This is a genomic window from Pseudonocardia sp. ICBG1034 (genome assembly GCF_020131375.1).
Classification (GTDB): Bacteria; Actinomycetota; Actinomycetes; order Mycobacteriales; family Pseudonocardiaceae; genus Pseudonocardia; species Pseudonocardia alni.
In genome coordinates, this window is record NZ_JAHLEK010000015.1 from 504,075 (window position 1) to 529,373 (window position 25,299).

Sequence of the window (25,299 nt, forward strand, 5' to 3'; positions counted from 1 at the left end):
CCATAGCGAGAAGCCTAACGACGGTCAGTAGCGGCCCTCAGACCTAGTCAAGTTTAGGTACGGGGCTTCCCGCTCCAACCCCGGTCTCTCTACGCTGCACGAGCATGACAGCGGTGTCGTCCTTTGGTTCTGGTTCCGAGTACCTGGTGCTTATCATCAACAGTCGAGAGAGCGCTGCGGCAATCTCTATCGGGGGCTCTGCTGGTGCTGTGATCCAGCGGCGACAACTGGAGAAGATCGGCCTAGAGGTGAAGGGCCACTGGCTCGTTCTCGGTCGCTACGACATTGCAATGCATGTCGCTGGCTCCGAGCACGCAGTACTGGCGTTCCAACTATCGGCTCAGACATCCGGGCAGCGAGTTGACATTCTGCCGCTCCTGCAAACCAGCGCTAGTGACGGCGCCAATGCACTCATCGACGCAGCAGGGGTTGACGTCGAATGACATCGCCCGAACGTCTGGCAATGGTTGACGCACTGGCATGGCTTGCCCAGCAGCGGGCGGATCGTGCGGCCGCCCAAGCAGCACAGATCCAACCCAAACCGGTCGTCGACGTAACAGATCTTCTCGCTGCGAAGCAAGGTGCGACCCCCAGCTGGACGCCGCCGCCACCGCCATCTCCGCCGACCGTGTACGGAGGAGGCCCTACTGGGAAGGACGCTTCTGGCAGCAAGGGCTATGGCGTCTACGACGGCGGCCTATGGGCTGATGTCTTAGGAAGTGCATTTAGCGCTGAGTCCGCTCGCCAGTACGTGGAGAGCTGGGAGTTCCCTGACATCATCAGAACGTACGATGCGGCGCTGCACTACGCAAAGCAGCGTCAAAACTCGACGTTTCTGGCGTTGGAGAAAAAGTTCTGGGGCATTGTTTGGGCGGGAGTTCTATCCCGCAAAACCAAGGCGCAGACTGGGATTTCGTTCGACTAGCTAAAACAACGTCAACGTTTCGCCCACATCGACCTCTCGAGTCTGCTCGGCCCCTGCCTCAACGATGGCCCCGGGTGGTGCGGATCAGGTCGTTGCGGACCTCGACCGGCTTATCGGTTGGTGCGGCCTGCCATGCGGCGTGAGCCTGCTCGTAGCGCTCTCGCCGTCCGTGGCTACAACCTCGCTCGATCAGCTCGAAGTACCGATCCCACGGCAACATCGCTCGATCGCCACGGTGGAGCCCCTTCGCCCCAGCTTGGCCCCACGATCCGGGACGGACTTCCAAGAGCTTCTTCGCTGCCTGCTGGTCGCAACCGGGCAGGAAGTCTCGTAGATGCAGGCCTTGGAGCGCTCCGAGCACCAGGGCGGCATCGTCGACCGACACACAGATGTCATAGCCACCTCCCGGGACTGCTGCGGGAACGTGTCGAGTGCCGGCGAGGTAGCCGGGACGATGCGTGAGGACTGGCCCTCCACGCTCGAGCCAGCCGTCGGGATACATGCTGTTGACGATCGTCAACCACTTCGCCAGCGCTCCCTTGGCCGCCTTGCTGGTCCCCCCACCGCCCAGATTCGGCTTACGTGAGACGGTCGGGAGCAAGCGCCAGCCGGGGAACGAGTGATCGTGTGCTAGCTCGACGGCGAGGCTTTCGGAGTCGACGACATCGCCCCGGTGGTCGCAGCAGAGGCAAGCGGCTCGCCATGCTGGCCCCGGACCGCACTGCGCCGTTGGCCGGCAAGTCTCGGTGGGCTCGGCGAGGTGGGTCGTTCCTCCTGCAAAGCCTCGACCGTGGTGAAAGAAGCCCCCGGAGGTCGAGCACTCGTCGCCAGGCGCGGCGTCGCATCGCTGGCACGGCCAGACAGAACGATCCCCGGGTAGCTCCTCGACGGTGCCGAGCCAATCGGCCATGCGTTGAAGGCGGCGAGCGTCCTCCTGGAGGTCGCGGCGCCTATCGATGCTGAGCAGCTCCGTTGCGTGGTCTCGGAGGATGCCGGCTAGGCGAACGAAGGCGATGTTGTGTTCGGAGCGGAACTGGGGACCCGGGGCGTCCCTCGGTCTGCTGTCAGGCCTGGGGGACCCAGGCGCCCTCGACGTCCCAGATGCCGAACCGGTTGTCGCCGTTGCTGTAGCCGGGGTGGAACCGCAGGCTCGCTGTCCAGTGGCCGTCGTCGTAGACGCAGTGCGCGGCGGTGGCGAGGACGCTGCCCGAGGTCGAGGAGACGAGGGTGGCCGTGCAGGCCTTCTCGTCGTTCATGAGGATCCCGACGGTCGATGGGGCGGGGCCAGCACCGTCGGAGTAGCGGGCGCGTTCAGCGGGATCGAGGCGGACCGCAGCCGACGGTGTCGCGCCGGAGCCGCGGGAGTCCGCGGCGAGCGACCAGCCCGCCAGGCCTGCCGTCCAGCCCAACAGCAGTACGACGCTCGCGATGACGACGATCTTGCGTCTCGTCATCGGTGAACCGGTGATCTGCAACGCTTCGCCCTCCGGTACCGCCCACACTCGTGCGCGGGACGGATCACGGATCCCAGCAGATCGGCTCGATCGGGGAGACCGATCGAGCGAGTTCGTTCCCGCCCGTGAACGGCAGGCCTCCCGAGTGGCGTCGTTAGATAGTTCCGGCCAGGGGCCTTCAACAGCGTCTGCCCACACTCACGAGGCCGGTGGCTCCGGCATCTGGTTCGACGTCGTCGACGAGGGCGGGCTCGACGGCGGGCTGGACGGAGGCGTGGACGGCCAGGGGGGCATCGGTTCCGACGACGGTGCCGGCGGCGGGGTGGTCGGTACCGGCGTTGGGGCAGTCCCGGTCCGCTCACACAGGTACTTCGAGGTCGTCCCGATCTGCGTGCAGGTGAGCACGACCCCGCCGGTGGGAGGTGCCCCCGGCGCCGTCGGAAACGTCGGGACGCTGGGTGGAGCCGGAATCGTGATGGAGGGCAGGGGCGGGACCGTCGGCCGGGGCGGACTCGCCGAAGCCTCCTGACAGCCGGTGGCGACAGCAAAGACGGCCATGACGGCGGCGGCGACGCCACCGGCTCGACCGATGCGAGCGGAGAGCGGGGACTGCATGCACCGTGGACGCTCCGCGCCCGGTCGGGTTCCTGGCGGATCGGAGTAATCCGGACGAACGGTCCGTTGCGGCGTCTGGCGACGCTAACGCCGGCAGACCGTTTCGGCGGCGTCGTCGAGGAGCTGTCCGGCCTGCTCGGCGGTCACCGGGTAGCTGCCGGTCCCGAACGCTGGACCGCGGTGTCGATCAGCTGCCCGCGAGGGAGGCCGTCGTGGATGCCGTTGCAGGAGTTGACGGCGTCGTCGGCGAGGTCGTCCGGGTCGTCGGGGTGGCCGGGGACGATGTCGGCGGCCGCGCGAAGAAGGCGGACTCCGCGGCGTCAAGGCCGTCACCGGCCGCGCCGGTAGCGGCCGTCGGCGCACCTCCTCCGCATCAGGCGAGTGAGCGCGCCGAGCAGGAGGAGGACAGCGAGGCGGGGAGCGGTCACACCCGGGACAACGACCGCCGGCCGATACGGTGGCTGCTCCGGTCGGCGACTCGTCGGGTCGGTTGATGGATCGCGTGACCCCCCGCGTGACCCGCGGACGCTGCGTACGGTGGTCCGTGATGTGGACCGTGGTACGACACGTGAGGATGAATCGCCAGGTCAGAGCACAGTGTGACCGATGCCCACGGACTTGTAAGCGGTAGGTCGTCGGTTCGATCCCGACCTCCGGCTCCACGTCCGACCAGCGGTCCTCTCCGGAACGTCTCCGGCGGGACCGCACGCACGACTCCCCGTGGTCGAGGCCGGGCCGCCCGGCCGACGGCGTGACGCAGGGCCTCGGACGATTCGCGAGACGCCGGATGGCGGGACGACCCTCCACACCCGCCGGCACCGATCTCCCCCGGTCCCGAGGACCGACCGCTCGGCGATGGTCCACATCACAGCACCGCCGCGTGAGGATCCTGCCCCGATCGTGTCCCACGGCTGTGGAGCGGAACGAGGCCTTCCGGGAACGGTGGCCTCGTCCGCCGCAGAGGTCCCGGCACACCAGGCGGCCGGGCCCGCAGCACGAAGGGAGACAGGACATGACCATCCCGAACACCCCCACGGCGACGACCCCGAGCCCGGCCGCGTCGGGCGCGCTGTCCTCCGGCCGGGACAGCCCCCGGATCGCCGAGGCCGTCGTCGCCGGGATCGCAGGTCCGGCCGCCCGCGAGGTCCGCGGCGGGTACGCCCTCGGCGGCGGAGCGGCCCGCATCGCGTGAGGTCCACACCGGGCCGGCCCTCGCTCCGACCGCGCCCCGGGCGCTGAGCTGCGCAGCCGGAGGGAATCCGCACCCGGGCCCTGCGGCGGGGTCGACGGCCACCTTCCCCGGCCGTCGGACGGGCGGCCTGCGCGCCCGACGGGATCGCCGCCCTGGTCCGTGCATCCGTTGCCTCCGCCGGACGGGCGGCCGAGATCGTCGTCGTGATCGAGGGCTGCAGGTGCTCGCCGCGGCGCCGCACCGACCGGCACCGCTCGTCCGCGTCGAGCTCGTGGTGGATCTGCGGGCGATGCGCCCGGCCGCGGTCGGCCCACCCCGACGGACCCGGCATCACCCGATCACCGACGACGAGGTCGAGGAGGACCGAATGAACGGGCATCATGCCGCCGACGTGCTGGTGGACAGGCCGGGCCCGGGCATCGTGGTGCTGCGGATCGTCGGCGAGGTCGACGCCGCACGCGTACCGGAGCTGCGGCGCACGGTCATCGCGCTCGTACCGGACCCGGCACTGACCCGGTTGTGCGTGGACCTGACCGCGGTGGGCTACCTGGACTCCCATGGTGTGGACCTGCTGGTGCGGACCCACCGGCTCGCTCGTGCCCACGGGATCGACATGCGCGTGGTCGTGTCCGGGAACCGTGCACTCGAACGTCTCGTCGTGGTCAGCGGCGTCGAGCGCGTGCTGCATCTCGCCGACGACGTCACGCAGGCGATCGCACCCGGCACGGAGCCGGACGCGCCCGACCGGGCGCCCACCCCCCACACCACCTGGACGGCTCGCGACGACGAGAGAGGAGAGGGCACATGACCGACCCCCGACCAGAACATCCCGACCACCTCAGCGTCCCACTCGCCGACGCGGTACGGAGCTGTCCGGGCGTCGTCGATCTCCACGGCGGGCCCTTCGGCACCGTGGCCACCCATCTGCCGGGACGGCGAGTCGTGGGTGTCCGCCTCGGCGTCGACCCGGGGAGCGCCGGGCGGACGGGCGGGGAGGCTCGACGCTCCACGCATGTCGACGTCCACGTCGTCGGTCGCCACCCCCATCCGATCGCCGAGATCGCCGACCAGGTCAGGGCCGCCGTCCGCGGGGTCGTCCCCGACGCGGGGATCACCGTGACCGTCGAGGACTACCGGTGACCCGGCCGGTGCGCGCCTGAGCGCACCGCTCCGCCGGGCGGGTTGTCCGTGTGTACGCAACGATCGTCCCCATGTCCGTCGCCCCTGTCGCCGGCTCGGGGGCGTCGGCGCTCTCGGCACCGCAACAACGAGTTCCCGAGCCCGACAGGTCGACGTCGACCGTCCAGCCGGAGGTACGGACCCACGTGGCGCACGACGACAGCCGGCCCGGCCCCGTCCCGGCGCGGCGCGGGCACCGTCCCGAGCGGCTCGACCACCAGGCCGACGACTGGCTCGTCGGCAAGGCCCAGGAGGGTTCGCTCGACGCCTACGAGGCGCTCGTGCGGCGCCACCGCGACCGCATCTACCGGATCGCCCTGCGCATGCTCGGCAACCCCGACGACGCCGAGGACTTGGCCCAGGAGGTCGTCATCCAGCTGTGGACGGCGCTGGCCGGGTTCGCGGGCAAGAGCCTGTTCACCACGTGGCTCTACCGCATCGTGGTGAACCGTTGTCTGGGCACGATCAGGCGTCGCCGTGACGACACACCCCTGACCGACCCCGACATCGTCAGTTCGCCGGGTGCCGATGTCCAGGTGATGGCCCGGAACAGGCTCTCGGCGATGCTGGCGGCGGTCACCGACCTGCCACCCGAGCAGCGGGCCCCCGTCGTGCTGGTGGACATCGAGCAGCTGGGCTACGACGAGGCCGCCGCCATCCTCGGCGTCTCCGAACCGACCTTGCGCGGCCGTCTGTACCGAGCCCGCCGCCGGCTCGCCGACACCATGCGGGAGTGGGCATGACCGAGCACGACCAGCCCGACCACACCGACCGTCGGGACCGGGACACCCTCCCCTGCGGCAGGGCGGTCGACGTGCTGCTCACCCAGGTCGCCGACGGTCGCGGTGCCGACCGTGACGTGCACCAGCAGGGATGCGTGCACTGCCAGGCGGCCCTCGCGGAGTACGACAGGCTCCTGTCACCCCTGCGGGACCTGGCCGCCGAGCAGGTGATCGCGCCCGAGGGGCCGATGGAGGAGGCGCTCGCGCGCATCCGCAGCGCGATCGACGACAGCGACTACGCCACCGTCCGTACCGCCGACGGGGTCACCCGCGTCGCCGCGCGGGTGGTCGTCGCCGCCGCGCGGCACTCCGCCGAAGGTGTTCCCGGTGTCCGCGTCGCACTGAGCCGTGACCTGTCCGGCCACCGCGACTCGGACTCCGAGATCACCGCAGGCGTCGCCGGGGCGAGCACGGCCCTGGAGATCACCCTCGCCGCGGACTTCGGGCGCCCGCTGCACCAGCTCGCCGACGACGTCCGCCGCGCCGTGGTCGCCACGGTCCGTCACCTCACGGACCTCGAACCCGTCCAGGTCACCGTGCTCATCGACGACGTCTTCACCGAACCCTGAGGATCGCGGTGACGTACGCCTCCCGGCGAGCGGGTGAGGACGGCGCGTCCGGGACGTCACACGGGACGACAGGTGACGCGGAAGTGCGGACACCCTGACGATCGGAGTTCCCCATGTGGGTCTTCCTGTCCCGCCGGATCCGGATCTGGCTGCTGTTCGCCGTGGGGGTCCCGCTCCTGAGCCGGCTGCTCGGCGCGCTCGGTGCCGCCGTCGAACGCCGCCGTGGACCGTCGACGGTCACCCGGCTCCTGACCGCGGCCCGGCGGTGGTTGGACAGGCGTGCCCGCGGGCCGTGGGGCCGGGACCGGCGAGCCGGGACCGACCACCGCCACAGCGCGTCGATGCACACGTCCTGACACGCCGCTGTCCCCGGGCGGCACGCGCCGCCCGCCCGATCGCGAGATCCCCGGTGAGCTGTCGACCGGGAGCGGACGGTCGTGTCGTCGTCGCAGGTTCTGTTCACGGGGGTACGGGTTCGAGCGAACGGCCCAGCCGAGGAGATACCCCCTCCCACACAGGGGGGCCAGCCGGACTGTGCCGACGCCGGTCACTCGATGTAGTGGACCCATGACAACAGTCGACGCGGCCCCCGCCCCCACGAGGAGCGGGCCCCTACCCGTCCTGGACGGGAAGCGCCCGCCGGGAGAGATGTTCCTGGTGGGGCTGTTCGTCGTCCTGCCGACCCTGGCGCTGCTCGCGGCCGTCCCCCTCGCCTGGAGCGTGGGCTTCCTCGGCTGGACCGACGTCGTGCTGGCGTTCGTCCTCTACTACGTGAGCTGCCTCGGCGTCACGGTCGGGTTCCACCGGTACTTCACCCACGGCGCGTTCAAGGCGAAACGCCCGCTGCGGATCGCGCTGGCGATCGCGGGCAGCCTGTCGCTGCAGGGCAGCGTGCTCGACTGGGTCGGTGACCACCGCCGGCACCACGCGTTCTCTGACAAGGAGGGCGACCCGCACTCGCCGTGGCTCTACGGCACCGGCCCGATGGCGCTGGTCAAGGGCTTCTGGCACGCCCACCTGGGCTGGCTGTTCCAGCGCGACCTGACCAACATGAAGCGGTTCGCCCCGGACCTGCTGGAGGACCGCGACATCGCCCGCGTCGACAAGGCGTTCCCGCTGATCGTCGTCGCGAGCCTGCTCGGCCCGGCACTGCTCGGCGGTCTGATCACGATGTCCTGGTGGGGTGCGCTGACCGCGCTGTTCTGGGCGGGCTTCGTCCGCGTCGCGGTGCTGCACCACGTCACCTGGTCGATCAACTCGATCTGTCACATCTGGGGCGAGCGCCCGTTCGCGGCGCGTGACCGGTCCGCCAACGTCTGGTGGCTGGCCCTGCTGTCCTGTGGCGAGTCCTGGCACAACCTGCACCACGCCGACCCGACCTGCGCCCGGCACGGCGTGAAGAAGGGGCAGATCGACATCTCCGCCGTGGTCATCCGCGGTTTCGAGAAGGCGGGCTGGGCGACGAACGTCCGCTGGCCCACCACCCGTCGCCTGGAGCGCCTCGCGGCGAAGTGACGACCGGCGGTGACGCCGACGGTGGTCCCGTCGGCGTCGTCGCGTGCGAGGATCGCGGTGTGGCCACGACCTTCGCACTGATCTACACCTACACCGACGACACGGAGCTCCGGGACGCCACGCGTCCGGCCCACCGTGACTACCTGCGCCCCTTCGCCGAGGACGGGACGATGCTCGTCGCCGGCGCCTGGGCCCCGGGTGAGGCCCCGGGCGGCCTGCTGATCTTCCGCGTCGAGGACCGGGCCGCGGTGCAGGCGATCGTCGACGCGGACCCGTTCTCCACGGCCGGCGTCGTCGCCCGCGCCGAGATCCGCGAGTGGGCGCCGCCGCTGGGCCCGCTGGCCGGGGCGCTGACCGGGCAGGCGTAGGCGCCCTTTCCCCGCACCACGACGGCGGACGGCCCGGGACCACCCTCCCGGGCCGTCCGCCGTCGGCGTTCCCCACCCCGGTCGGGCAGCAAATCTTGACAACTGTCCAGATTCCCGCCACGGTCGTCGCTGTCCGCAACGGTGCAGATCCGGGGAGCCGCGATGTCGCTGACCTTCTACCTCGACAAGGGCGCCTCCCTCGATCCCGCGGCCCCCTGCCTGACCCTCGACGGCACGACGCTGTCCTACGGCGACGTCGTCGATCTCTCGCACGCCGTCGCGCGGGCGCTGCGACGCTCCGGCGTCGCGCCGGGGGACAAGGTCGGCATCCTCTCGGCGAACGACCCGACGGCGTTCTCCTGCGTGTTCGGCATCGCCCGCGCCGGCGCGGTGTGGTGCCCGATCAACCCGCGGAACGCGGCGGGCGAGACCGCCGAGCTGCTCGACCTGTTCGACTGCACCACGCTGATCTACCAGCCCTCCTTCGACGGCCTGGTCGCCGAGATCGCCCCGGACCTCCCGCAGCTGACCACCCTGGTGCGCCTCGGTGACTCCGGCCCGGACGGCCGGGCCGAGGCCTTCGACGCCTGGCTCGACGCCGCCCGCGACGACCCCTCCGCCGAGGCGGCACCGCCCGACGAGATCGTGGCGCTGGTCGGCACCGGCGGCACCACCGGGCGTCCCAAGGGCGTGCTGCTGACCGACCGCAACGTCGAGACGATGTCGGCGATCACGCTGATGAGCTACCCGTTCGACGAGCGGCCGGTCTATCTGGCGCTGGCGCCGCTGACCCACGCCGCGGGCGTCCTGTGCTTCCCGGTGATGGCCCGCGGCGGCGAGGTCGTGATCATGGCGAAGCCCGACGTCGGCCGGTTCCTGGAGCTGATCGAGGCGCACCGGGTGACGCACACGTTCCTGCCGCCGACGCTGATCTACATGGTCCTCGGCCACGAGGCGCTCGACGCGACGGACCTGTCGTCGCTGCAGTGCTTCTGGTACGGCGCGGCCCCGATGTCGGTGGCCCGGCTGACCGAGGCGCTGGACCGGATCGGGCCGATGGCGCAGCTGTTCGGCCAGTCCGAGGCCCCCATGATGATCTCGACGATGTCGCCCGCCGAGCACCGTCGCGCCGACGGGAGCGTCGCCACCGAACGGCTGGCCTCGGCCGGGCGGCCGTCGCCGCTGGTCACCGTCGCGATCCTGGACCAGCAGGGGAGCCCGGTCCCGCGGGGTGGGCGCGGCGAGATCTGCGTCCGCGGCTCGCTGGTGATGGCCGGCTACCACCGCAACCCCGAGGCCACCGCGGAGGTGTCCGCGCACGGCTGGCATCACACCGGCGACATCGGCCTGCTCGACGACGACGGCTTCCTGCACATCGTCGACCGCGCCAAGGACATGGTCATCTCCGGCGGCTTCAACGTGTACTCCGCCGAGGTGGAGCAGGCCCTGATGGCGCACGACGCCGTCCGGGACTGCGCGGTGGTCGGCCTGCCCGACGAGAAGTGGGGCGAACGGGTGACCGCGGTGGTCCAGCCCCAGCCCGGTGCCGAGATCGACACCGAGGAACTGGTCGCGTTCGTCAAGGCGCGCATCGGTTCCGTGAAGGCCCCCAAGCAGGTCGAGCTCTGGGCCGATCTTCCGCGCTCGACTGTGGGTAAAGTTCTGAAGAACGAGATCAGGGTCACACTCTCCCGTTAGCGACACTGTCATGCCGCAAGGAGGCAGCATCACATGAAGCTCGCTCTGTACCTCCCCAACTTCCGCGACCTCGTCACGGTCAAGGAGCTGGAGGACCTCACCGCGCTCGCCGAGGACCTCGACTTCGACTCGGTCTGGACGCTCGACCGGATCGTCGTCCCGGAGAAGTCCGACCGCCAGGAGCTGCAGTACTCCTTCGGCATGATGGACGGTCTGCCGAACGCCCTGCCGGTGTCCTCGCGCGGCAAGTGGTTCCAGGGCTACCCGCTGATCCCGTGGCTCGCCGCCAAGACCACCAAGGTCCGCATCGGGATGAGCATCATCGACACGCCGTTCCGCTCGCCCGGCGTCCTCGCCGCGGAGCTGGCGACCATCGACCACCTCTCCGGTGGCCGGCTCAACGTCGGCGTCGGCTCCGGCTGGATGCCCGAGGAGTTCGCCGCGGCGAGCGCCGCGCACATCTTCCCGAAGCGCCACAAGCACGTGCGCGAGTCGATCGAGATCATGCAGGGCGTCTGGGACAAGGGCGCCGACCACTACGAGTTCCACGGCGAGTTCGCCGACTTCGAGGCGTGCGGCTTCGGGCACAAGCCGCTGCAGGACCCGCGCCCGCCGATCTTCATGAGCGGCCTCAAGGACCCGCTGCGCTCGGCGCGCCGGATCACCAAGTACGACCTCGACGGCTGGATCGGCATCCAGGACTCGCCCGAGGGCCTCGCCAAGTGGATCACCGCCATCGACGAGCAGTTCGAGGAGATCGGCAGCCCGAAGCGGGCCAAGGACCTCGAGATCTGCTCGATGATCTGGACGGTCATCACCGACGAGGAGGTCGACCAGACCGTCAACGGCGTCGCGTCGAACCTGCTGGTGGGCACCGAGAAGCAGCTCACCGACCGGCTCAAGGCGTACAAGGAGGCGGGCATGACCATGCCGCTGATCTGGCCGCCGTTCGCCGACGTCCCGGTGTCGAAGACGCTCGACGACCTCAAGCGGATCAAGAACGACATCATGCCGAAGGTGCTCGCCTCCTGACACGGACGAGCCGGTGGCGGGCCCGGCCCCCGGTGGGCGGGCCCGCCACCGCACGGCACGAGAGGTGACCGGCATGGCCGACGACGTCCTCTGGACCCCGCCCGCGGAACGCGTCGAGCGGTCCGCGCTGCGCGCCTACCTCGACTGGCTGGCCGAGCGGGAGGGCCGTCCGTTCGAGGACCACGACGCCCTGCACGCGTGGTCGGTCGCCGACGTCGACCGGTTCTGGCGCTCGGTCGTCGACCACTACGACGTCGCGTTCTCGACGCCGTGGGAGCAGGTCCGCACCGCGGACGCCATGCCGCACACCCGGTGGTTCACCGGGGCCCGGCTGAACTGGGCCGAGCACGCGCTGCGCCGCGGCGCCGACGACGATCCCGCCCTGGTGTGCGTGCGGGAGGGCGGTGCGCCCGCCCGGGAGATCACCCGCGGCGGGCTCCGCCGGTCGGTCGCGGCCGCCGCCGGCTGGCTCCGCCGGGCCGGGGTGCGCCCCGGGGACCGGGTCTGCGCCTACCTGCCCAATACCGAGCACGCCGTGATCGGGCTGCTGGCCGCGGCCGCGGTCGGCGCGGTCTGGTCGTGCTGCTCACCGGACTTCGGCGCCGAGGGCACCATCGGCCGGCTCGCCCAGCTCGAACCGACCGTGCTCGTCGTCGCCGACGGCTACCACTGGAACGGCCGCGAGGTCGACCGCGCCGACGTCGTCGCGCGGCTGCGGGCCGAGCTGCCGACCGTGCGCCACGTCGTGCACGTCCCCTACGTGTTCGACCGGCCCGCCCCCGAGGGCACGACGCCGTGGGACGAGCTGCTCGCCGTCGACGCCGAGCCGGAGTTCGCGCAGGTCGAGTTCTCGCACCCGCTGTGGGTGCTGTTCACCTCCGGCACCACCGGCCTGCCCAAGGGTCTCGTGCACGGCCACGGCGGCATCACCCTCGAGGGCCTGAAGTGGTCCGGGCTGTACTGCGGCCTGCGGCCCGGCGAGCGCATGTTCACCTACACCTCCACCGGCTGGGCGCTGTGGAACATGCAGCTCGGGGCGCTCACCCAGGGCGCGAGCATCGTGCTCTACGAGGGCAGCCCCGGCCACCCGCCGGGCGCGGTCTGGGAGGTCGCCGCCCGGACCGGCGCCGACGTCGTCCTGATGGGGGCGGCGGTCGTCACCGCGACGGCGAACACCGGGGTGTCCCCGCGCGCCGAGCACGACCTGTCCCGGCTGCGGCACGTCATGGTCAGCGGCTCGGCGCTGCCGCCCGCCGGCTACGACTGGCTGTACTCCCACGTCAGCCCGGACATGCGGATCGACTCGACTAGCGGCGGCACCGACGTCTCCGGCTCGTTCGTCGGGGCGAACGAGTACTCCCCGGTCCGGGCCGGGCGGATCGGCGGCCGGCTCGCGGGCGTGGACTGTGCCGCCTGGGACTCCGACGGCAACCCCGTCGTCGACGAGGTCGGCGACCTGGTGGTCCTCCAGCCGATGCCGTCGATGCCGGTGCACCTGTGGAACGACCCGGACGCCGAGCGCTACACCGACTCCTACTTCGACACCTGGCCCGGCGTGTGGCGGCACGGGGACTGGGTGACCCTGCACGCCGACGGCAGCGTCTCCATCCACGGCCGCTCGGACTCCACGCTCAACCGGCAGGGCGTCCGGCTGGGCAGCGGCGACTTCTACGACGTCCTCGAGACGATGGAGGAGATCGACGAGGCGCTGGTCGTCGGCGTCGACCTCCCCGACGACGAGTACTGGCTGGGCCTGTTCGTCGTCCCCGCGCAGGGTCACACCCTCGACGACGGCCTGCGGGCCACGATCGTGTCCACCCTGCGGTCCCGGCTGACGCCGCGGCACGTCCCGGACGAGATCGTCGAGGCGCCCGCGGTGCCGCACACGCTGAGCGGGAAGCGGCTGGAGGTCCCGATCAAGAAGCTGATGGCGGGCCGTCCGCTGGAGAAGGCTGCGAACATCGCCTCGGTCGACGACCCGGACGCGCTGCGCTGGTACGCCCGGTTCGCCGCGGACCGGCGGGCGTAGCGGTGCGGCTGGGCGCGACGCTCGCGCACCTGTCCGACGCGCCGCCGTACCCGGTCGCCGGGTGGGCCCGGCGACTCGCCGGTGCCGGTTTCGCGCACCTGTGGGCGCCGGAGATCATCGGCCGTGGACGGCTGGTGCCCGACCCGTTCGTCGCACTGGCCGTCGCGGCCGGGGCCACCGACGGCGTCGGCCTGTCGACGGGCACGGTGCAGGTCCCGCTGCACCACCCGGCCGAACTGGCCCACCGGATGCTGTCGCTGCAGGCGGTCTGCGGGGACCGGCTCGCGCTCGGGGTGAGCCCCGGCTCGACCCGCGACGACTACGCCGCCCTCGACCGGGACCACCGAACCCGTTTCCGGACCTTCGACGAGAACGTGGTCCGGCTGCGTGAGCTGCTGGAACGCGGCGGCGACGCCGACGCCCGGCTCGCGGACACCCCCACCGCCCGGCCGCCGCTGCTGCTGGGGTCGTGGGGCGCGAACGTCGAGAAGGCCGCCCGGTCCTTCGACGGCTGGCTCGCCTCCGGCTACCGCACCACGCCGGACGAGATGGTGGACGCGCTCGGCCGCTACCGGGCGGCCGGGGGTGGGGGCGGTCGCGCGGTCGCCTACGCCCTCCCGGTGCCCGCGGGCGCCGACCTCGGCCGCCTGCGGGACGACCTGGCCCGCTACGCCGACGCGGGCTTCGACGACGCCGTCGTGGTCATCGGGCCGGGCGGCCCGGACCCCGACAGGGTCCGGGCGCTGCTGCCGTAGCCCGGTCTCAGCCGCGCTCGACGTGGGCGCGCACCGAGCCGCCGTCGTCGGAGAGCCAGCCCCTGCCGCGGGCGTAGCGGAGCATGCCCGCGAGGTCGTCCTCCCAGCCGGGGCCGACCCGGCCCGCCGCCAGCCTGCGGACCGCGTCGACGCGCACCAGCACGTGTCCGCCGCCGTCGGCGACCTCGCCGAGCCCGGTGCTGCGCACGGTGTCGGCGAGCGTGTCCTCGGTCAGGTCCGCGGGGGCGAGGACGTGGAAGGCCCGCACGTCCTCCGGGTCGACGAGCTCGACGTCGCCGGGGGTGATCCGGAAGTACATGCGCCGAGGCTAGCCCGCGGTGTGGCGCGGTGGACGGTGTCGCGTCGCCGGATCCGGCTCAGCCCGCGAGCTTCCCTGCGACCGTCACCACGCGGGTGGCGAGGTGGTCCAGTGCCGCGTTGTCGGCCTCACCGAGCGGGGCGTCGTTGTCCGCCCCGGTCACGTGCGAGGCGCCGTAGGGGTTGCCGTCGACGAACTTGGTCGGGTCGGTGTACCCGGGCGCGACGACGATCCCGCCGAAGTGGTGGATCGTGTTGTACAGCGCGAGCAGCGTGGACTCCTGGCCGCCGTGCAGGGTCTGGCTGGCGGTGAACCCGGCGTAGACCTTGTCGGCGAGCAGGCCCTGGCCCCACTGCGGGCCGAGCGAGTCGATGAAGGTCTTCAGCTGCCCGGCGATGTTGCCGTAGCGGGTGGGCGAGCCGAACAGGACCGCGTCGGCCCACACGATGTCGTCGGCGGTCGCGGCGGTGACCTCCGGGGCGGCCTCGGCGTGCGCGGCCTGCGCGTCGGTGGCCTCGCGCTCGCCGGTGGTCGCCTCGCGGGCGACGCGGCGCAGGCGCACCTCGGCGCCGGCCTTCTCGCCGGCCTGCGCGGCCCGGTGGGCCATCGCGTCGACGGTGCCGGTGGCGGAGTAGTAGACGATCGCGAGCTTGACGGTGCTCATGGTTCCTCCGGTGGACGTGCGGGGAGGAGCCCGGTACGGCGCTGGACCCGGCTCGGTACCTCCGTCGCGTTCCCGGTGGGGGCGACCGGCATGCGTCCCGGTCGCCCCCGTCACTCCGTCGCCGGACTCAGCCCTTGGAGCCGCCGAACGCGTCCTTCACGTTGCCCGCGGCGTCCTTCAGCTTCTCGCCGGCGTCCTTCAGCGACGCCTTCGACTGCTCGGCCTTGCCCTCGGCCTGGAGCTCCCGGTCGCCGGTGGCCGCGCCGGCCTTCTCCTTGGCGACGCCCACGGCGTTCTCGGCCTTGTTCTTGACCTTGTCGGTGAACGACACGACTGCCTCCTCGATCGACTGGTCGTTGGAGGATGCGTGCCCCGCCGTCCTCACGCGGACGTGACACACGTCACTCAGGACGCGATGCGGTCCACCCGGCCGGGCACCGGGCCGATCCGGCCCCGTCCGTCGGTCCGGTGCAGCGCGGCGACGGCGGAGAGGTCGGCCTCGTCGAGGGTGAACCCGGCGAGATCGCGGTTGGCGGCGATGCGCCCCGCGTCGTCGGACTTCGGGACGGCGACGGTGCCCTGCTGCAGGTGCCAGCGCAGGACCACCTGAGCGGGGGTGACGCCGTGCCGGTCGGCGATCCGGGCCAGGACCGGCTCGCCGAGGACCGCGCCGCGGCCCAGCGGGCTCCAGGCGCCGGTGACGATGCCCAGCGAGGCGTGCACCGCGCGCAGCTCAGGCTGCTGGTGGTGCGGGTGCAGCTCGACCTGGTTGAGCGCCGGGAGCCGACCGCCGAGCGAGCGGAGCCTGCGCAGGTGCGACGGCCGGAAGTTCGACACCCCGACCGCGCGGGTGCGGCCGTCGGCGAGCAGCTGCTCCATCGCCTCCCAGGTCGACAGGCAGTGCCCGAGGTCGTCGTTGGGCCAGTGCACGAGCAGGAGGTCGACGTGGTCGAGCCCCAGCCGGTCCAGGCTGCGCCGTGCCGCGCCCAGCGCGTCGGGGCGGCCGCCGTCGACGTTCCAGACCTTGGTGGTCACGAACAGCTCGGAGCGGGGCAGGCCGGACCCGGCCAGCGCGGCGCCGACGCCGGTCTCGTTCTCGTAGACGGCGGCGGTGTCGATGCTGCGGTAGCCCTGCGCGAGCGCCTCGGCGACGGCGGCCCGGGCGTCGCGGGACTCGGACACGCCGAACCCGAGACGGGGCATGGCGACGCCCCCGTCCAGGAGCACGGTGTCGTCGGGGTGGGTCACCGGGAGGGTCCTCTCGACTGCGGGTGGCGACGGCGGCGTCGGAGGTGGTCACCCCGTCCAGCGTCCGGCCCGGCGCCGGTGTTCCCCGCGGTGGGCGGCCTCACGGCCCGTCCGGGGCCGCCACGCGCTCGTCGATCCGGGCCTGGATGCCCGCGTCGGAGCAGAACCCGCGACCGTGCCGCTTGAGGCAGAGCAGCCCGAGCAGCCGGCCGGCGTCGTCGACGACGGCGACCCGCCGCCGCCCGGCGTCGGCCATCGCCGCCCAGGTCGACGCCAGTTCGTCGCCGGCGTGGGCCACCCGCCCGACGAGCGTCCCCAGGGGCGCGGCGGGCTCGTCCGGTCCGGCCCCGGTCAGGTCGGCCCGGTCGACCACGGCGAGCAGCCGCCCCGCGTCGAGGACCAGCAGTGAGTGCACCTTGGGCCGCTCGAACGCCGCCCACGCCTGCGCGACGGTCGTCGCCGGTCCACAGGTCTTGGGGAAGGTGTGCATGGCCGTGGCCACGCGCACCCCGTCCGGTGCGGTGCTCGGTGCGGTGCTCATCGCGTCCCTCCCCTCTCCATGCGGGTTACCCGGCCTCACTCCGGTCGGAACACGGCGAGTGCCGTGGCCAGCATCGAGTAGTACCCGGTCAGCCACACCAGCGCCGCGAGGGTGTCCCGGCCCAGCGCCCGCAGCGCGGTGGCGTAGGCGCCGTCGCCCAGGTCGTGCCGGGTGAGCAGGGCCCGCACGGTGGTCAGCGCGACCCGCTCGGCCTCGTCGAGGCCGTCGGGGACGCCGCCGTCGAGCAGGGCCTGCAGCTGCGCCCCGGACAGCCCGGTGTCGCGGGCGAGGCCCTCGTGCGCGGACCACTCGAAGGCCGACCCGTGGTGCACGGCGACGGCGAGAACGGCCAGCTCGCGCAGCCGGGGCGGGAGGTCGTCGTCGGTGCGCAGGGCCGCGCCGACCTGCTGCACGGCGTCGCCGATGCGCGGGGAGAACAGCATCGTCGCGAACGGGCCGAGCAGGCGGCCGGCGTCGTCGACCAGCGGGACCCGGGCCTGCGCTCCGCGCGGGCCGGTCGCGATGCGGGCGTGCAGCGCGGCGCGCACGGGGTCCAGCCCGGCCGGGTCCGACGGCGCGGTCCGCGGGTGGACCGGCGGTCGGGGCCTGCCGCGCAGGTCGGCGTGCGTCGTGGCGTCGCTGGTCGTCACCGGTCCAGGTTACGGACGCGCGCCGCGGGCCCCGGGAGTGACGCCGATCTCCTGGACGATCCGTCCAGGTGGACCGGCACCACGGCCGGGTGATCTGCCGCCGGTGTGCAGCTCCTGATGGGCCGGTTGCGCAGATGCCGGGATCGACGGTGTCCTCGCTGCACACCAGCGAGGCGATGGAGGCGCGGGATGGCTCTGCCCGAGTGGGACGGCGAACTGACCTCGGTCCGGTACGACCGGGGGACGGGCGCGTGGTTCGTGATCGGGGTGCACTCGACCCGTCTCGGCCCGGCGTCGGGCGGGACCCGCGCGATGGTCTACCCCTCGCCCGACGACGCCGTCGCCGACGCCCGCCGCCTCGCCGGGGCGATGACGCTGAAGATGGCCGTCGCGGGCCTGCCGATGGGCGGCGGCAAGTCGGTGATCGCGCTCCCGGCGCCGCGCGCCGAGCTCGGCGAGGCGACCTGGCGCCGCATCCTCGAGATCCACGCGGCCAACCTGGAGCTGCTCGGCGGGAACTACACCACCGGCCCGGATGTCGGGACCTGCTCGGCCGACATGGACGTGCTCGCCGCCCTGACCCCGCACGTGTTCGGCCGCTCGGTCGCGGCGGGCGGGCCCGGCTCGTCCGGCCCGATGACCGCCCTCGGGGTGTTCGCCGCGATCCGCGCGGGAGTCGCGGAGGCCGGGTTCGACGGCGTCGACGGGCTGCGGGTGCTGGTCCAGGGGCTCGGCGCGGTCGGCGCCGACGTCGCCCGGCTCGCCGCCGACGCCGGGGCCAAGCTGATCGTCACCGACGTCGACCCGGCCCGCTGCGCCGCGGTCGCCGACGAGCTGGGCGCCGAGGTGGTCGACACCGGCGCGGTGACCACCCGCGAGTGCGACGTGCTGGTCCCGTGCGCCACCGGTGGTCTGATCACCGCCGAGGTCGCCGAGACCCTCCCCACCGCGGTCGTCGCGGGTGCGGCGAACAACCTGCTCGCCGACCCGTACGCGGCCGAGGTCCTGCGCCGGCGCGGCATCGTCCACGCCCCGGACTTCGTCGCCAACGCCGGCGGCGCCATCCACCTGGTCGGCCGCGAGGTCCTCGGCTGGAGCGCCGACGCCGTCGCCGACCGGACCCGCGCGATCGGCGACACCCTGACCGGCGTCTTCGCCGCCGCCCGCACGCACGGCACCACCACGGTCACCGCGGCGCAGGACCTGGCCGCCCGCACGCTGACGGGAGAGCACTGATGGACATCCTCACCGACTCCGAGAAGCTCGCCGACCTCGACGCCGCCGCCCTGCGACGCCTGGTCGGCCTCGTCGACCACGACGACTCCGCCGACCCGTTCCCGGTCACCGGCTGGGACGCCGTGGTGTGGGCGGTCGGCAACGCCACCCAGGCCGCGCAGCTCTACCAGGTCGTCTACGGCATGGAGCTCGTCGCGTACTCCGGGCCGGAGACCGGCAACCGCGACCACCACTCCTACGTGCTGCGCTCGGGCGCGGTCCGGTTCGAGCTGCGTGGCGCCGTCGACCCGGACAGCCCGGTCGCCGACCACCACCGCCGGCACGGCGACGGCATCGTCGACATCGCCCTCGAGGTCCCCGACGTCGACCGCTGCATCGCCCACGCCCGCGCCCAGGGGGCCACCGTGCTGGTCGAGCCGCACGACACGACCGACGAGCACGGCACGGTGCGCTCCGCCGCGATCGCCACCTACGGCGACACCCGGCACACCCTGGTCGACCGGTCCCGCTACACCGGCCCGTACCTGCCCGGCCACGTCGCCCGCAGCTCCTCGGTGGACCGGCCCGCGGACGCGCCGCGCCGGCTGTTCCAGGCGCTCGACCACGTCGTCGGCAACGTCGAGTACGGGCGCATGGACTCCTGGGTGGACTTCTACCACCGGATCATGGGCTTCACGAACATGGCCGAGTTCATCGGCGACGACATCGCCACCGACTACTCGGCGCTGATGAGCAAGGTCGTCGCGTCGGGCAACCACCGGGTGAAGTTCCCGCTGAACGAGCCCAGCCCCGGCCGTCGGAAGTCCCAGATCGACGAGTACCTGGACTTCCACCGCGGCCCCGGTGCCCAGCACCTCGCGCTGGCGACGAACGACATCCTCACCACCGTCGACGTGCTGCGTTCGCGCGGCGTGGAGTTCCTCGACACCCCGGACGCCTACTACTCCGACCCGGAGCTGCGGGCCCGGATCGGGTCGGTGCGGGTGCCGATCGCCGAGCTGGCGTCCCGCGGGATCCTCGTCGACCGCGACGAGGACGGCTACCTGCTGCAGATCTTCACCAAGCCGGTCGGGGACCGGCCCACGGTGTTCTTCGAGCTCATCGAGCGGCACGGCTCGCTCGGCTTCGGCAAGGGCAACTTCAAGGCGCTGTTCGAGGCGATCGAGCGGGAGCAGGAGCGCCGCGGCAACGCCTGAGCGGTGCGTGTCCGGGCCGGGTCAGTCCCGGATCCGCCGCCAGGGGCGGTCGGCCTCGATCGCGTACGCCAGCTCCAGCAGCGTCCGTTCGTCGCCGACCGTGCCCTCCAGGTGCACCCCCACCGGCAGCCCGCCGGTCGTCGCCCCGGCGGGCAGCGCGACGGCGGGCGCCCCGGCGACGTTGGCCAGCGGGGTGAACGCCACGTAGTCGAGCAGCCGGGCGGTGAGCTGCTCGATCGGCACCGTCGGCGCGAGCCACCCGATCTCCGGCGGGGTGTGCGCGAGCACGGGGGAGAGCAGCACGTCGTGCCGGGTGAACAGCTCGGCGTGGGTGGCCGCGACCCGGCGCAGGCGGTGCAGGAACACCGGGGTGCGGGCCAGCGCGCGACGGTAGTGGTCGGCCAGGCCGTGGGTCAGGCCGTCGAGGCGGTGCGGGTCGAAGGTGCGCCCGTGCAGCAGCCGGCCGCCGGTGACCACGGAGAACGCCAGCAGCCCCCAGTAGTCGAGGAAGTCGTCGACGAACCGGGTCCCCACCCCGGTGACGGCCTCGGACACCTCGTGGCCCTGCTTGGCGAGCAGCTCCGCGAGGGCGGTGACGGTCTCGCGGGTGTCGGCGTCGACGGCGGCGCCGGTGGGGGACTCCAGCAGCAGCCCGACCCGCAGACGTCGCCGGGCGGGGCCCTCGACCAGGCCCAGCGGTGGCAGCGCCGGGTTGCGGCGCCCGCGGTCGGCGGCGCCGAGGAACACCGCGGTGTCGCGGACCGAGCGGGACACCACGCCGTCGGCGACGAGGTCGATCGGCATCCGGGCGCCGGTCGCGTTCGGCGCGAGCCGCCCGCGCGACGGCTTGAGCCCGACCAGACCGCAGGCCGCGGCCGGGATGCGGATCGAGCCGCCGCCGTCGTTGGCGTGGGCCAGCGGCACCACGCCGGCGGCCACGAGCGCGGCCGCCCCACCCGACGACGCGCCGGCGGAGAAGCGCGGGTCCCACGGGTTGCGGGTCGGCTCGGCGTCGGCGAACTCGGTGGAGGCGTTCAGCCCGTACTCCGGCATCCGGGTCGTGCCCACCAGGTCCAGCCCGGCCGCGAGCAGCTGCCGGGTCACCTCGGCGTGCTCGCGTGACGGGGCGGGGACGAACGCCCGGGTGCCGTGGCCCGCGGGCCAGCCCCGCACCTCGACGTTGTCCTTGACCAGCGTCGGCACCCCGGCGAGCGGGCCGCCGGCGTCCCCGGTGACGGGGTCGGCGGTGCGGTCCAGGGCGAGGCCGTGCAGGTGCGGCTCGACCCGGGCGGCGCGCGCGGCGACGGCGGCGCGCAGCTCGGCGGGCGCGACCTCACGGCGGCGCAGCCGCTCGGCGAGGGCGACGGCGTCGTCGTCGCCCAGGGCGTCGTCGGTGAACGCGTGTACGCGTCGGTCCATGTCGGACGATCCTGCACCCCGCCCGCCCGCGCACGACCGGGGACCCGGCCGGGCGCGGGTAGTGTCGCCTCCGTCACCACGGTCACGGAAGGTGTGCGCCATGGGTTTCGACGGAGCCGTCGGCCGATCCGACCCGGGGGGCGTGCGCGAGCACATCGCCTCGTCCTGGCGGCGTGCGCGGCTGGCGGGCATCGACCCCGACGGCGTCGACCGGCCGGAGATCGCGGAGGTCGACCGGGTCGGCCGGCTCGCAGTCGCCGCGGAGCCGGTGCTGCGGGCGCTGGCTGCCGAGCTCGCCGGTGAGCCGTTCTCGGTGCAGCTCGCCGACCGGGACTGCCGGATCCTCGACATCTGGTGCGACGACCGCACCCTCGACTCGGCCTTCGACGACATCGGCCTGGTGGTCGGGGCGGCCGCCGACGAGCAGGTGCTGGGGACCAACGGGATCGGCACGGCCGCCGAGACCGGCCGCGGCATCGCGGTCCACGGCGAGGAGCACTTCCTGGCCGGGCTCAAGGGCGTCAGCTGCTTCGGCCACCCGATCCGGCACCCGCTGCGCGGCCGTACCGAGGGCGTCCTCGACATCACGGTCGCCGGTGGGCGCGCCCACCCGCTGTTCGCGCCGCTGCTGTCGCGTGCCGCCCGGGACATCGAGGAGCGGATCGTCGAGACCGCCCGCGACGGCGACCGCAGGCTGTTCCTCGCCTTCCAGGAGGCCACCCGGCGGCGCTCGTCGCCGATCGCGGTCCTCGGTTCGGACGTGGTGCTGACCAACCGCAGCGCCGTCACCGTGCTGGGCGAGGGCGGGATGGACCTGCTCGCGACGCTGCGGACCGAGGTCGTCGAGAACGGCCCGCTGACCCGGGTGCTGGAGGCGCCCGACGGCGCCGGGATCCGGGTGCGGGCCGAGACCGTCGCGGACACGGCGGACGGGGTGCTGTTCCACCTCGTCCCGGTCCGTGCGGCGCCGCGCGAGCCGGTCCGCCGCACCGCGCGGCGGGTTCCCTCCGGGCGCTCGGTGCTGGTCGCGGGTGAGCCCGGGACCGGGCGCAGCACCGAGGCGGCCCGGCTGCTCGGCACCGCCGACCCGGTCGTGCTGGCGGCCACCGACGCCCTCACCGGACCGTCCCGGGACTGGGCGGCCCGGCTGTCCGCGCTGGTCGGGGAGGGGGTGCCCGCGGTCGTCGTCGACGACGTGGACGTCCTGCCCGAGGAGCTCTGCACCGTGCTCCGCCCGCTGCTCGACGCCGGCCCGACCCGTCTCGTGCTCACCTGCGGCCCGGTCGAGGAGCTGTCCGTCCCGGCGGCGCGGCTGGTCGCCCGGTGCGCGAGCCGCGTCGAGCTCGCGCCGCTGCGCGAACGCCGCGACGAGCTGCCCGGGCTGGTCGCCGACATCGCCGCACGGGTCCGGCCGGGCCGGGAGCTGATCCTGACCCGGTCCGCGATCGCGGCGCTGTCCGCGTACGCCTGGCCGGGCAACCTGACCGAGCTGACCCGGGTCGTGACCGAACTGGCGCACCTGCCCGGGACCCGCCGGATCGACGTCGAGGACCTGCCGGAGCACCTGCGGCCCGGCCCGCGGATCACCCGGCTCGGCGGCCGGGAGCGCGCCGAACGGGTCGCGATCCAGCACGCCCTGACGGTCGCGGGCGGCAACAAGCGCGAGGCCGCACGGGCGCTCGGGATCAGCCGCACCACCCTGTACCGCCGGATGCGCGCGCTCGACGTGGCGGAGACGTAGCCCGCCCGGTATGAGGCAGTGCGCACGTGTCCACATGTGGAACACGCCACACCCCCGGGGTGGGACAGGATCCGGGTCGACACCGACGTCCCCAGCGCAGAGGAGCGTGCCCGTGAAGACCAAGGCAGCAGTCGTCTACGAGGCCGGCAAGCCGATCGAGATCGAGGAGCTCGAGCTCGACGGGCCGCAGCAGGGTGAGGTCCTCATCCGCTACACCCACGCCGGGCTGTGCCACTCCGACGTCCACATCGCGCACGGCGACCTCGAGGCACGCCTGCCGATGGTCCTCGGGCACGAGGGCGCCGGGATCATCGAGGACGTCGGCCCGGGTGTCACCCGGGTGAAGCCGGGCGACCACGTCGTCTGCTCGTTCATCCCCAACTGCGGGGTCTGCCGCTGGTGCGCGACCGGGCAGCAGGCCATCTGCGACATGGGCGCGACGATCCTCGAGGGCTACCTGCCGGGCGAGCGCTTCCCCTTCACCGGGCCGAAGGGCCAGTACGGCGCGATGTGCATGCTGGGCACGTTCTCCCAGTACTCCACGATCCACCAGAACTCGGTGGTCAAGGTCGACGACGACCTCCCGCTGGACAAGGCCGTGCTCGTCGGCTGCGGCGTGCCCACCGGGTGGGGCTCCGCGGTCAACGCGGCGAAGGTCGAGCCGGGCGACACGGTGATCGTCGCCGGCGTCGGCGGCATCGGCATCAACGCCGTCCAGGGCGCCCGCTACGCCGGCGCGAAGAACCTCATCGCCGTCGACCCGCTGGCCAACAAGCGCGAGAAGGCGATGGAGCTCGGCGCCACGCACGCCGTCGCCACCGCCGCCGAGGCCGGTGACCTGGCCCGCGCCATGACCAACGGCAACGGCGCGGACAAGACGATCGTCACCGCGGGCATCGTGACCGAGGAGATCGTCACCGGCGCGTTCGAGAACACCGGCAAGGGCGGCACCGTCGTGCTGACCGGCCTGAACAAGCTCTCGACGACCAACGTCGCGCTGCCGGGCTCGATCCTCACCCTGTTCAAGAAGACGGTGAAGGGCTCGCTGTTCGGCGACTGCAACCCGACCGTCGACATCCCCAAGATCCTCGGCCTCTACCAGAGCGGGGACCTGAAGCTCGACGAGATCATCACGCGGACCTACACCCTCGAGCAGGTCAACGAGGGCTACGACGACCTGCTCGCGGGCAAGAACGTCCGCGGCGTCCTCGTCCACGAGCACTGATGGGGTCTGTCACGAACCCCGCGGGAAAGGCTGCGGCCGGTCCCGCGGGGACCCCCGTCGTCGGCCGCGGCCGGGAGGTCGAACTCCTCGTCGCGGCGCTGGAGGCCGGCGCCCACGTCGTCCTGGAGGGCCCGCCGGGCACCGGGAAGACGACGCTGCTGCGGTCGGTGGCCGAGGAGGCCGAGCTCCCGTTCGTGTTCGTCGAGGGCAACGCCGAGCTCACCCCGGCCCGGCTGGTCGGGCACTTCGACCCGGCCCAGGTCCTGGAGCGGGGCTACAACCCCGAGACCTTCGTCGACGGCCCGCTGGCCGAGGCGCTGCGCTCCGGGGCGCTGCTCTACGTCGAGGAGATCAACCGGATCCCGGAGGAGACCCTCAACGTCCTCATCACCGTGATGAGCGAGGGCGAGCTGCACGTGCCCCGGCTGGGCCGGATCACCGCGCACGAGGGATTCCGGCTGGTCGCCGCGATGAACCCGTTCGACGCCGTCGGCACCGCCCGGATCTCCTCCGCCGTCTACGACCGGGTCTGCCGGATCGCGATGGGCTACCAGACCGCCGGGGACGAGACCGCGGTCGTCGCGCTGCGCGGCCCCGAGGTCGACGAGCAGTGGCGGGCCAAGGTCGTCTCCCTGGTCCGCCGGACCCGGGAGCACCCGGACGTGCACGTGGGCTCGTCGGTGCGCGGGGCGATCGACATCGTCCGTATCGCCGCGGCGCTGGCGGCCCGGCGCGGCCGGGAGACCACCGACTGGCGGGCCGGGCTGGACGCGGCGCTGGTCGCGCTGTCCGGCCGCATCCGGCTCGCCGAGTCCGGCTCCCGCAGCGCCGAGGACATCGTCCGCGAGCTGTACACGGCCGAGTTCGGCCGGGAACCCGCCGACGACGCCGACGGGGCCGCGGACGGCGGTGATGCGTCGGGGGGAGCCTGAGCCCGCCACCGGCGG

The 25,299-nt window shown here is 72.9% G+C and carries 28 protein-coding genes; 19 read left to right on the forward strand and 9 right to left on the reverse strand.

What is annotated here, in order from left to right; genetic code table 11:
- Positions 1–104: 104 nt before the first annotated feature.
- Both KPF22_RS04005 and KPF22_RS04010 read left to right on the forward strand, forming a co-directional pair.
- Positions 105–443, forward strand: a complete 339-nt coding sequence (locus KPF22_RS04005; protein ID WP_224401261.1) for a hypothetical protein — start codon at positions 105–107, stop codon at positions 441–443.
- A gap of 20 nt (positions 444–463) precedes the next feature.
- Positions 464–925, forward strand: a complete 462-nt coding sequence (locus tag KPF22_RS04010; protein WP_224401262.1) for a hypothetical protein — start codon at positions 464–466, stop codon at positions 923–925.
- 58 nt (positions 926–983) lie between these two features.
- Here the strand turns inward: KPF22_RS04010 and KPF22_RS04015 are convergent, their stop codons facing one another.
- Entirely contained in the window at positions 984–1,835 is an 852-nt protein-coding gene (locus tag KPF22_RS04015; protein ID WP_224401263.1) for a DUF6349 family protein, read from the reverse strand.
- Between the two features lie 154 nt (positions 1,836–1,989).
- Entirely contained in the window at positions 1,990–2,379 is a 390-nt protein-coding gene (locus tag KPF22_RS04020) for a hypothetical protein (protein WP_224401264.1), read from the reverse strand.
- 1,627 nt (positions 2,380–4,006) lie between these two features.
- Here KPF22_RS04020 and KPF22_RS04025 point away from each other — a divergent pair.
- The 12 genes from KPF22_RS04025 to KPF22_RS04080 all read left to right on the forward strand — a co-directional run bounded on the left by KPF22_RS04025 (position 4,007) and on the right by KPF22_RS04080 (position 14,113).
- A complete protein-coding gene (locus KPF22_RS04025) occupies positions 4,007–4,186 on the forward strand; it encodes a hypothetical protein (protein ID WP_224401265.1) in 180 nt (59 codons plus the stop codon).
- Between the two features lie 367 nt (positions 4,187–4,553).
- The gene (locus tag KPF22_RS04030) at positions 4,554–4,994 is read left to right on the forward strand and encodes an STAS domain-containing protein (RefSeq protein ID WP_224401266.1); all 441 of its coding nucleotides are present in this window, start codon (positions 4,554–4,556) and stop codon (positions 4,992–4,994) included.
- Positions 4,991–5,326 carry an Asp23/Gls24 family envelope stress response protein gene (locus KPF22_RS04035; RefSeq protein WP_224401267.1) on the forward strand — a complete coding sequence of 112 codons (336 nt, stop codon included), beginning with the start codon at positions 4,991–4,993 and terminating at the stop codon, positions 5,324–5,326. Before KPF22_RS04030 ends, KPF22_RS04035 begins: the two co-directional genes overlap by 4 nt.
- 71 nt (positions 5,327–5,397) lie before the next feature.
- Entirely contained in the window at positions 5,398–6,108 is a 711-nt protein-coding gene (locus KPF22_RS04040; protein WP_224401268.1) for an RNA polymerase sigma factor, read from the forward strand.
- Positions 6,105–6,716: an Asp23/Gls24 family envelope stress response protein gene (locus KPF22_RS04045; RefSeq protein WP_224401269.1), complete on the forward strand. Its 612-nt coding sequence runs from the start codon at positions 6,105–6,107 to the stop codon at positions 6,714–6,716. Before KPF22_RS04040 ends, KPF22_RS04045 begins: the two co-directional genes overlap by 4 nt.
- Positions 6,717–6,829: 113 nt before the next feature.
- Complete coding sequence (locus KPF22_RS04050; RefSeq protein ID WP_208822974.1) at positions 6,830–7,072, forward strand: hypothetical protein; 243 nt, start codon at positions 6,830–6,832, stop codon at positions 7,070–7,072.
- Between the two features lie 211 nt (positions 7,073–7,283).
- Positions 7,284–8,231 carry an acyl-CoA desaturase gene (locus KPF22_RS04055; RefSeq protein WP_224401270.1) on the forward strand — a complete coding sequence of 316 codons (948 nt, stop codon included), beginning with the start codon at positions 7,284–7,286 and terminating at the stop codon, positions 8,229–8,231.
- Between the two features lie 59 nt (positions 8,232–8,290).
- Positions 8,291–8,599 (forward strand): YciI family protein, encoded by a 309-nt coding sequence (locus KPF22_RS04060; RefSeq protein WP_062403870.1) that lies wholly within the window; start codon positions 8,291–8,293, stop codon positions 8,597–8,599.
- 162 nt (positions 8,600–8,761) lie between these two features.
- Positions 8,762–10,297 carry a long-chain fatty acid--CoA ligase gene (locus KPF22_RS04065; protein ID WP_224401271.1) on the forward strand — a complete coding sequence of 512 codons (1,536 nt, stop codon included), beginning with the start codon at positions 8,762–8,764 and terminating at the stop codon, positions 10,295–10,297.
- A 33-nt stretch (positions 10,298–10,330) separates the two neighbouring features.
- Positions 10,331–11,329 carry an LLM class flavin-dependent oxidoreductase gene (locus KPF22_RS04070; RefSeq protein WP_224401272.1) on the forward strand — a complete coding sequence of 333 codons (999 nt, stop codon included), beginning with the start codon at positions 10,331–10,333 and terminating at the stop codon, positions 11,327–11,329.
- A 73-nt stretch (positions 11,330–11,402) separates the two neighbouring features.
- On the forward strand, positions 11,403–13,358 hold the full coding sequence (locus KPF22_RS04075) for an acetoacetate--CoA ligase (RefSeq protein ID WP_224401273.1): 1,956 nt from the start codon (positions 11,403–11,405) through the stop codon (positions 13,356–13,358).
- A 2-nt stretch (positions 13,359–13,360) separates the two neighbouring features.
- Positions 13,361–14,113, forward strand: a complete 753-nt coding sequence (locus KPF22_RS04080) for an LLM class flavin-dependent oxidoreductase (protein WP_224401274.1) — start codon at positions 13,361–13,363, stop codon at positions 14,111–14,113.
- Positions 14,114–14,120: 7 nt separating this feature from the next.
- Here KPF22_RS04080 and KPF22_RS04085 read toward each other — a convergent pair whose 3' ends face one another.
- The 6 genes from KPF22_RS04085 to KPF22_RS04110 form a co-directional block, all read right to left on the reverse strand.
- The gene (locus tag KPF22_RS04085) at positions 14,121–14,432 is read right to left on the reverse strand and encodes a hypothetical protein (protein ID WP_224401275.1); all 312 of its coding nucleotides are present in this window, start codon (positions 14,430–14,432) and stop codon (positions 14,121–14,123) included.
- A 58-nt stretch (positions 14,433–14,490) separates the two neighbouring features.
- Complete coding sequence (locus KPF22_RS04090) at positions 14,491–15,096, reverse strand: NAD(P)H-dependent oxidoreductase (protein ID WP_062398374.1); 606 nt, start codon at positions 15,094–15,096, stop codon at positions 14,491–14,493.
- Positions 15,097–15,223: 127 nt separating this feature from the next.
- Complete coding sequence (locus KPF22_RS04095) at positions 15,224–15,427, reverse strand: CsbD family protein (protein ID WP_208822960.1); 204 nt, start codon at positions 15,425–15,427, stop codon at positions 15,224–15,226.
- Positions 15,428–15,501: 74 nt separating this feature from the next.
- Positions 15,502–16,344: an aldo/keto reductase gene (locus tag KPF22_RS04100; RefSeq protein WP_374107450.1), complete on the reverse strand. Its 843-nt coding sequence runs from the start codon at positions 16,342–16,344 to the stop codon at positions 15,502–15,504.
- Positions 16,345–16,444: 100 nt separating this feature from the next.
- Positions 16,445–16,885, reverse strand: coding sequence for a CBS domain-containing protein (locus tag KPF22_RS04105; RefSeq protein ID WP_208822958.1), 441 nt, complete (start codon positions 16,883–16,885; stop codon positions 16,445–16,447).
- Positions 16,886–16,920: 35 nt separating this feature from the next.
- Positions 16,921–17,535: a carboxymuconolactone decarboxylase family protein gene (locus KPF22_RS04110; protein ID WP_224401276.1), complete on the reverse strand. Its 615-nt coding sequence runs from the start codon at positions 17,533–17,535 to the stop codon at positions 16,921–16,923.
- Between the two features lie 189 nt (positions 17,536–17,724).
- Here KPF22_RS04110 and KPF22_RS04115 point away from each other — a divergent pair, with 189 nt between their 5' ends.
- Positions 17,725–18,771: a Glu/Leu/Phe/Val dehydrogenase dimerization domain-containing protein gene (locus tag KPF22_RS04115; RefSeq protein ID WP_224401277.1), complete on the forward strand. Its 1,047-nt coding sequence runs from the start codon at positions 17,725–17,727 to the stop codon at positions 18,769–18,771.
- Positions 18,771–19,967, forward strand: coding sequence for a 4-hydroxyphenylpyruvate dioxygenase (gene hppD, locus KPF22_RS04120; RefSeq protein WP_224401278.1), 1,197 nt, complete (start codon positions 18,771–18,773; stop codon positions 19,965–19,967). The genes KPF22_RS04115 and hppD overlap by 1 nt, the downstream gene beginning before the upstream one ends.
- A 21-nt stretch (positions 19,968–19,988) precedes the next feature.
- Here the strand turns inward: hppD and KPF22_RS04125 are convergent, their stop codons facing one another.
- Entirely contained in the window at positions 19,989–21,386 is a 1,398-nt protein-coding gene (locus KPF22_RS04125) for an amidase (RefSeq protein WP_224401279.1), read from the reverse strand.
- Positions 21,387–21,486: 100 nt separating this feature from the next.
- On the opposite strand from KPF22_RS04125, the gene KPF22_RS04130 reads away from it, so the two are divergent.
- The 3 genes from KPF22_RS04130 to KPF22_RS04140 all read left to right on the forward strand — a co-directional run bounded on the left by KPF22_RS04130 (position 21,487) and on the right by KPF22_RS04140 (position 25,284).
- A complete protein-coding gene (locus KPF22_RS04130) occupies positions 21,487–23,127 on the forward strand; it encodes a sigma-54-dependent Fis family transcriptional regulator (protein ID WP_224401280.1) in 1,641 nt (546 codons plus the stop codon).
- A gap of 112 nt (positions 23,128–23,239) precedes the next feature.
- Entirely contained in the window at positions 23,240–24,352 is a 1,113-nt protein-coding gene (locus tag KPF22_RS04135; RefSeq protein ID WP_208822948.1) for an NDMA-dependent alcohol dehydrogenase, read from the forward strand.
- On the forward strand, positions 24,352–25,284 hold the full coding sequence (locus KPF22_RS04140; RefSeq protein WP_208822940.1) for a MoxR family ATPase: 933 nt from the start codon (positions 24,352–24,354) through the stop codon (positions 25,282–25,284). Before KPF22_RS04135 ends, KPF22_RS04140 begins: the two co-directional genes overlap by 1 nt.
- Positions 25,285–25,299 lie beyond the last annotated feature (15 nt).